The 5,943-nt window shown below is 74.1% G+C and carries 5 protein-coding genes; 2 read left to right on the top strand and 3 right to left on the bottom strand.

Annotated elements, in window-relative coordinates:
- Together AB8Z36_RS30820 and AB8Z36_RS30815 are read left to right on the top strand one after the other, a co-directional pair.
- A partial coding sequence (locus tag AB8Z36_RS30820) for a CPBP family intramembrane glutamic endopeptidase (protein WP_369216680.1) occupies positions 1-968 on the top strand: 968 nt, incomplete at its 5' end.
- A 265-nt stretch (positions 969-1,233) separates the two neighbouring features.
- Positions 1,234-3,282, top strand: coding sequence for a GTP-binding protein (locus AB8Z36_RS30815; protein ID WP_369216681.1), 2,049 nt, complete (start codon positions 1,234-1,236; stop codon positions 3,280-3,282).
- Positions 3,283-3,331: 49 nt separating this feature from the next.
- On the opposite strand, the gene sigJ is transcribed toward AB8Z36_RS30815, so the two are convergent.
- From sigJ to AB8Z36_RS30800, 3 genes are all read right to left on the bottom strand, one after another.
- The gene (gene sigJ / locus AB8Z36_RS30810) at positions 3,332-4,240 is read right to left on the bottom strand and encodes an RNA polymerase sigma factor SigJ (RefSeq protein ID WP_369216679.1); all 909 of its coding nucleotides are present in this window, start codon (positions 4,238-4,240) and stop codon (positions 3,332-3,334) included.
- Complete coding sequence (locus AB8Z36_RS30805; RefSeq protein WP_369216678.1) at positions 4,233-4,895, bottom strand: HAD-IA family hydrolase; 663 nt, start codon at positions 4,893-4,895, stop codon at positions 4,233-4,235. The genes sigJ and AB8Z36_RS30805 overlap by 8 nt, the downstream gene beginning before the upstream one ends.
- Before the next feature lie 58 nt (positions 4,896-4,953).
- Positions 4,954-5,943: hypothetical protein (locus AB8Z36_RS30800; RefSeq protein ID WP_369216677.1), on the bottom strand; the 990-nt coding region annotated here is incomplete at its 5' end.

Genomic DNA, 5,943 nt, shown 5'->3' with positions numbered 1-5,943 from the left:
GGGCCCCTCGCACCCCTCCCTTCCCGCACCAGCCCGAGCCCCGGTACGTGTCGCCGCCGCTCCCCTACCACCGCCTCGCCCGGTCCACCGGCGCACACCGCTGGTGGCGGCCGGTGGCCGGGACCGCCGTGGTGCTCGGCGGTGCCGTCGCCGTCACGCTGGTCGTCCTGCTCGGCGCGGAGATCGCGGGCGCGGCGCTGGACAAGCCCGTGGACAAGGACGGGTTCCGGATCTGGGGCGGCATCGGGGAGACCGGGCAGGGCCTGCTCTCGCTGGCCCTGGTGCTGCCCGTGGTGCTCCTCGCCGCCTGCTGGACCCAGCGGCGCCCCGCGGGGTCGGTGTCGTCGGTGGCCGGACGGCTGCGCTGGGACTGGCTGACGCGCTGCCTGCTGCTCGCGGTGCCGCTGGTCGCCGCGTCGCTCGGGGTCATGCTGCTGCTCCCCGGGGCGTCGGGCGACGGCACGGACGACATGGTCTGGGCGGGGCTCCCGGACTTCCTGCTGGGCCTCGCGATGGTCTGTGTGCTCGTGCCGTTCCAGGGGGCCGCCGAGGAGTACGTCTTCCGGGGCTGGCTCACGCAGGCGGTCGGTGCCTGGTGCCGTTCGCCGTGGGTGGCGATCCTGCCGCAGGCCCCGCTGTTCGCGGCGGCCCACGGCTGGGGCACTCCGTGGGGCTTCGCGGACCTCATGGTGTTCGCGCTGGTCGCGGGCGTGCTGACGGTGCGTACGGGCGGTCTGGAGGCGGCGATCGGGCTGCACGTCATCAACAACCTGCTCGCCATGGGCCTCTCCGCCGCCGTCGCCGGAGCGCTCGCCTCCGACGAGACGGCCGCCGACATGGACGCGCTGTCGGTCTGCGTGGACGTCGTCATGATCGGCGGATACGCGGCGCTCGTGCTGTGGTGGGCCCGCCGCCGCGGCGTCGAGGCGACGGGCACGGGGGCCGCCGCTGTGGACGACACCCTGTGACGGACCGGGAGCGGTCGATGGTGGCCGCTGTTAATCGGTTGCCGCGCGGTCCGGCGGCCTGATGCACTGACGAGGCCCGCGAGGAGCGGGCACCTCACACCCGCACCCCCGGCAGGAGAAGAAATGCGGCGTTCGCGCATGTCCCATTCAGAAGGTTTTGCCCCCTCTTCTAAGGACATGACGGTACGTGCAAACGCATTCACCTGCTCAGAACCCGAACCCGAGGCACGACGCCGAGGCTGACCCCACGCCCGGCGCGCGCTGCCTGAACCTCGGCATCCTCGCCCACATCGACGCCGGAAAGACCAGCCTCACCGAGCGGCTCCTGCACCACGCGGGCGTCATCGACGAGGTCGGCCGCGTGGACGACGGCAGCACCCGCACCGACTCCCTCGCCCTGGAGCGGCAGCGCGGCATCACGATCAAGTCAGCGGTCGTCTCCTTCGTCATCGGCGCCCCCGCGGACGCGGGCGGCGACGTCACGGTCAACCTGATCGACACCCCCGGGCACCCCGACTTCATCGCCGAGGTGGAGCGCGTCCTGAGCGTGCTCGACGGTGCCGTTCTCGTGGTCTCCGCCGTGGAGGGCGTCCAGGCGCAGACCCGCGTCCTGCTGCGCACCCTGCGGCGCCTGGGCATCCCCACCCTGGTCTTCGTGAACAAGGCGGACCGGGGCGGCGCCCGCTACGAAGGCGTGCTCGACCACATCGCCCGGCGGCTCACCCCCGGCATCACCCCGATGGGCACGGTCGAGGGACTCGGCACCCGTGACGCGGCCTTCACCCCGTTCACCGCGCCCGGCCTGCCCCCCGGCCTCGCCGAACTGCTCGCCGGGCACGACGACGAGCTGCTCACCGCGTACGTGGAGGACCCGGCCTCCCTCACCCCCGGGCGGCTCCGCCGCGAACTGGCCCGGCAGACCCGGCGCGCCCTGGTGCACCCCGTCTACTTCGGCTCCGCCATCACCGGCGTCGGAGTCGCCGACCTCGCCGCCGGGATCGCGGAGTTCCTGCCCGGCGCGGCGGGCGACCCCGGAGCCCCGCTCTCCGGCAGCGTGTTCAAGGTCGAGCGCGGGGCGGCCGGGGAGAAGATCGCCTACGTACGCGTGTTCTCGGGCTCGGTCGGCACCCGGGACCGCCTCCCCCTCGCGGCGGGCGACGGTACGGACGCGAGGGAGGGCAGGGTCACCGCCGTCAGCGTCTTCGAGCGGGGCACGGACGAGCGCGCCGCCCGGGTCCCCGCGGGCCGCATCGGCAAGCTGTGGGGGCTCGGTGACGTACGGATCGGCGACGTGCTCGGCGTGCCGCGTGCGGGAGCGGGGGCCGGGGAGCGCTTCTTCGCGCCGCCGACCCTGGAGACGGTCGTCGCGCCGGTGCGGTCGGGCGACCGGGGCGCCCTGCACGTCGCCCTCACCCAGCTCGCCGAGCAGGACCCGCTGATCGGCCTGCGGCAGGACGGCGTACGGCGGGAGGTGTCCGTCTCGCTCTACGGCGAGGTGCAGAAGGAGGTCATCCAGGCGACCCTCGCGGCCGACTTCGGCCTGGACGTCACCTTCCGCTCGACGACGACGATCTGTGTGGAACGGGTCGTCGGCACGGGCGAGGCCTTCGAGATCATCGACAGGGAACCCAACCCCTTCCTCGCCACGGTCGGGCTGCGGGTCGGGCCCGCGCCGGCCGGCTCCGGTGTGGATTTCCGGCTCGGCGTCGAGCTCGGTTCGATGCCGTACGCGTTCTTCCGCGCGGTCGAGGAGACCGTCAGGGAGACCCTGGCCCAGGGGCTGCACGGCTGGCGCGTCCCCGACTGCGCGGTCACGATGACGCACGCCGGGTACTGGCCGCGGCAGAGCCACGCGCACGGCACGTTCGACAAGAGCATGTCGAGTACCGCGGGGGACTTCCGGCAGCTGACGCCGCTGGTCCTGATGGACGCGCTGCGCCGGGCGGGCACGGCGGTGCACGAGCCGATGCACCGCTTCACGCTCGACGTGCCCGCCGACACCCTCGGCGCGGTGCTCCCGGTCCTCTCGCGGCTGCGGGCCGTACCCCACACGCCGACGACCGGCGGGGACTCCTGCCGCCTTGAGGGCGACATCCCCGCGGGCCAGGTGCACGCCCTGGAGCAGCGGCTGCCCGGACTCACGCGCGGCGAGGGCGAGCTGGAGTCCGCCTTCGACCACTACGAGCCGGTGCGCGGCACCGCCCCGGCCCGCGCGCGGACGGACGACGACCCGCTGCACCGCAAGGAGTACCTGCTCCGGGTGGTGCGCAGGACGAACGGCGGCGGCCGGGAGGAGAGCGGCGGCCGTGACTGAGAGACACAGGCTCCGACCTCCGCCGCCCTCCGGGCACTACCCGGCGCCCTCAGCCGAGCAGCGCCCCCGCGTCCAGGTCCCGCAGCCGCTCCGGGTCGGCGAGGATGTTGATCTCGGTGATCCTGCCGTCCACGACCGTGAAGGCACCGACCGAGAACACCGTGCCGCCGGGCGCGGCGACCAGGCCGGGCAGGCCGTTGACCAGCACCACGGCCTGGACGTCGGCGAGCGAGGCGAACATCGCCGCCTGCCCGGCCACCGCCGTGGCGCCGCGCACCAGTTGCGACAGACCGGAGGAGAGGTCGCCGCTGTCCGCGCGGAGTACGACGTCGGGGTCGAGCAGGGCGAGCAGCGCGTCGAAGTCGCCCGCCCTGGTGGCCGCCATCCAGGCGTCGACGACCTCGCGCTGCTTGGCGACGTCGGTCTCCGGGGCCGGGGCGGAGTCCCGTACGCGGCGCCTGGCCCGGCTGGCGAGCTGCCGGGTCGCGGCGGCCGAGCGCTCGACGACGGGCGCGATGTCATCGAACGGCACGGCGAACATGTCGTGCAGCACGAACGCGAGGCGCTCGGCGGGCGCGAGGGTGTCGAGCACGACGAGGAGCGCGAGGCCCACGGAGTCGGCGAGCAGCGCCTCCTGCTCGGGATCGGCCGTGTCCAGGCGGCTCAGGACGGGGTCGGGCACATGGGTCTCCAGGGAGACGTCCAGGGAGTCCTCGCGGCGGGCCTGCCGGGAGCGCAGCAGGTCCAGGCAGACCCGGCCGACCACGGTGGTGAGCCAGCCGCCCAGGTTCCGCACCTCGGCCGCGTCGGAGCGGCTCAGCCTGAACCAGGCCTCCTGGACCGCGTCCTCGGACTCCGCGAGTGAGCCGAGCATGCGGTAGGCGACCGCGTTCAGCCGTGGTCGGTGCTCCTCGAAGGCGGCCGCCACAGCCGCCTCCCGCGCGCGCTTGTCATCCATCGGTCGGTCTCTCCCCTCGCGCTCCGGCACCGTGGCCGCGGAGCGCCGCTTCCAGATCGGACGGTTCGCGGTACAGCAGCCCCCGCATGCCGAGGGCGACCGCCGCGTCCACGTTCTCCTGGCGGTCGTCGACGAAGAGGCAGCAGTCGGCGGGGACGCCCGCGCGGCGGACCGCCGCCTCGTAGATGGCGCGGTCCGGCTTGACGACGCCGAGGTCGGCGCTGCTGAGCACGGCGTCGAAGAGGCCGTCGGGGCCGGTGAGGCCGAGCAGCGCGAGGTCGTCGGCGAGCCAGGGCGTCGCGTTGGTCACGAGCAGGACGGGCAGCCCGGCCGCGCGGACCCCGCGGAGCAGCCCGACCACCGCGTCGTCGGCATGGAACTTGGTCTCGGCCAGCGTGTGCCCCAGCTCCCGCCCGATCTCCCGGGGCACGCGGTCCGCGAGCCCACGGGCGATGGACTCGACCCACTGCTCCTTGGTGATCTCCCCGCGCATCAGCGGCTGGTCGGTCTCGGGCGCGAAGGCGACCTCGGCGGTGCTGCCGGGCGGCAGTCCCGCCGCCGCCTCCCGCTGTTCGAGGTCCGCCATGTCGTAGAAGCGGATCACACCGTCGAGGTCACTCAGTACGGCGTCGAACGCCCGGCCGGAGATCGTCATCCGACGTGTCTATCACTACGGGGCCGCCGGTCGGCGGGCCGCCCGCGCGGTGCGGTCGCTACCCGAGCTCCTTGCGGGCGGCGGCCCGTACCCGGTCCAGGTCCGCCCGCACGGCCTCGTACCGGTCCTCGTGGGCGCGGATGTCCGCCCGCTGCTTCTCGTCGCTCACGCTCCACCACACGCCCGCCGTGTTCAGCGCGTGGTTGCACTCGACGTCGGCGACGGCGGTGGCCAGCTCCTCCTTCGTCCGCGCGGTGTTGCCGTCCTTCCGGCCCGCGCGCCACCGCTTGTCGCGGAAGGCCGCCGCGGGGCTCGCGAACCGCCCGTGGCCCTTGTCCGCCACACAGCGCGACCAGTCGCGGAAGGCGCGGCGGACCCGGGGGTCCTTGGCCACGGCCTTGTTCAGTCGGCCGAGACGCCCGGAGACGAAACCGCGCAGCCGTGCCAGCTTCTCGGCGTCGCCCCACACCCGCCTGGTCCCCGCCGTGGCACAGCCGCCCTCGGGCACCTCGCGGCCACGGACCCTGTCGGCGTGCCCGTCCGGTACGCCGACGCCGCGCAGGAAGGTGTTCTCCCGGTCCGTGGGCACCCGCCCCTCGGGCTCGCGGTCGTCCCGCACCGTCTTGAGGTCGTCCTCGTCGAAGCCGTAGCCGAAGCGGCGGACCTGGTCGAGGTCGAGCATCCCGTACGGGGACACGGAGACGGCCACCAGGGTGGATTCGTACGTCAGGGCCATCTTCGGCCGGCCCGGACGGAGTGGGAAGTCGTCGAACCCGAAGGACCGCATGCACCGCTGGGTGGCGTGCGCCTGCGCCTCCTCGATCCGGGCGTGGTCACGGTCGCCGAACTCGTAGCGGTCGAGCGGCAGCGCCGGGAAGTCCTTCTCGCCGCGGACCCTCGGCACCCCCTGCTCGCGCGCGTACGCGGGCGCCTCGTCCCGCGCCGACGAGCCGAAGCCGCATCCCGCAAGCACCAGGCCCGTCAGCATGAGCCCGCCCAGCCGTCTCTTCACGTACCCCTCCCCAGGTGGCGCCGCGCCCTCGGCCAC

This window comes from Streptomyces flavofungini, assembly GCF_041028215.1.
Classification (GTDB): Bacteria; Actinomycetota; Actinomycetes; order Streptomycetales; family Streptomycetaceae; genus Streptomyces; species Streptomyces flavofungini_B.
The sequence above is the reverse complement of the archived record's forward strand: the minus strand, read 5'-3'. Positions and strand labels throughout refer to the sequence as shown.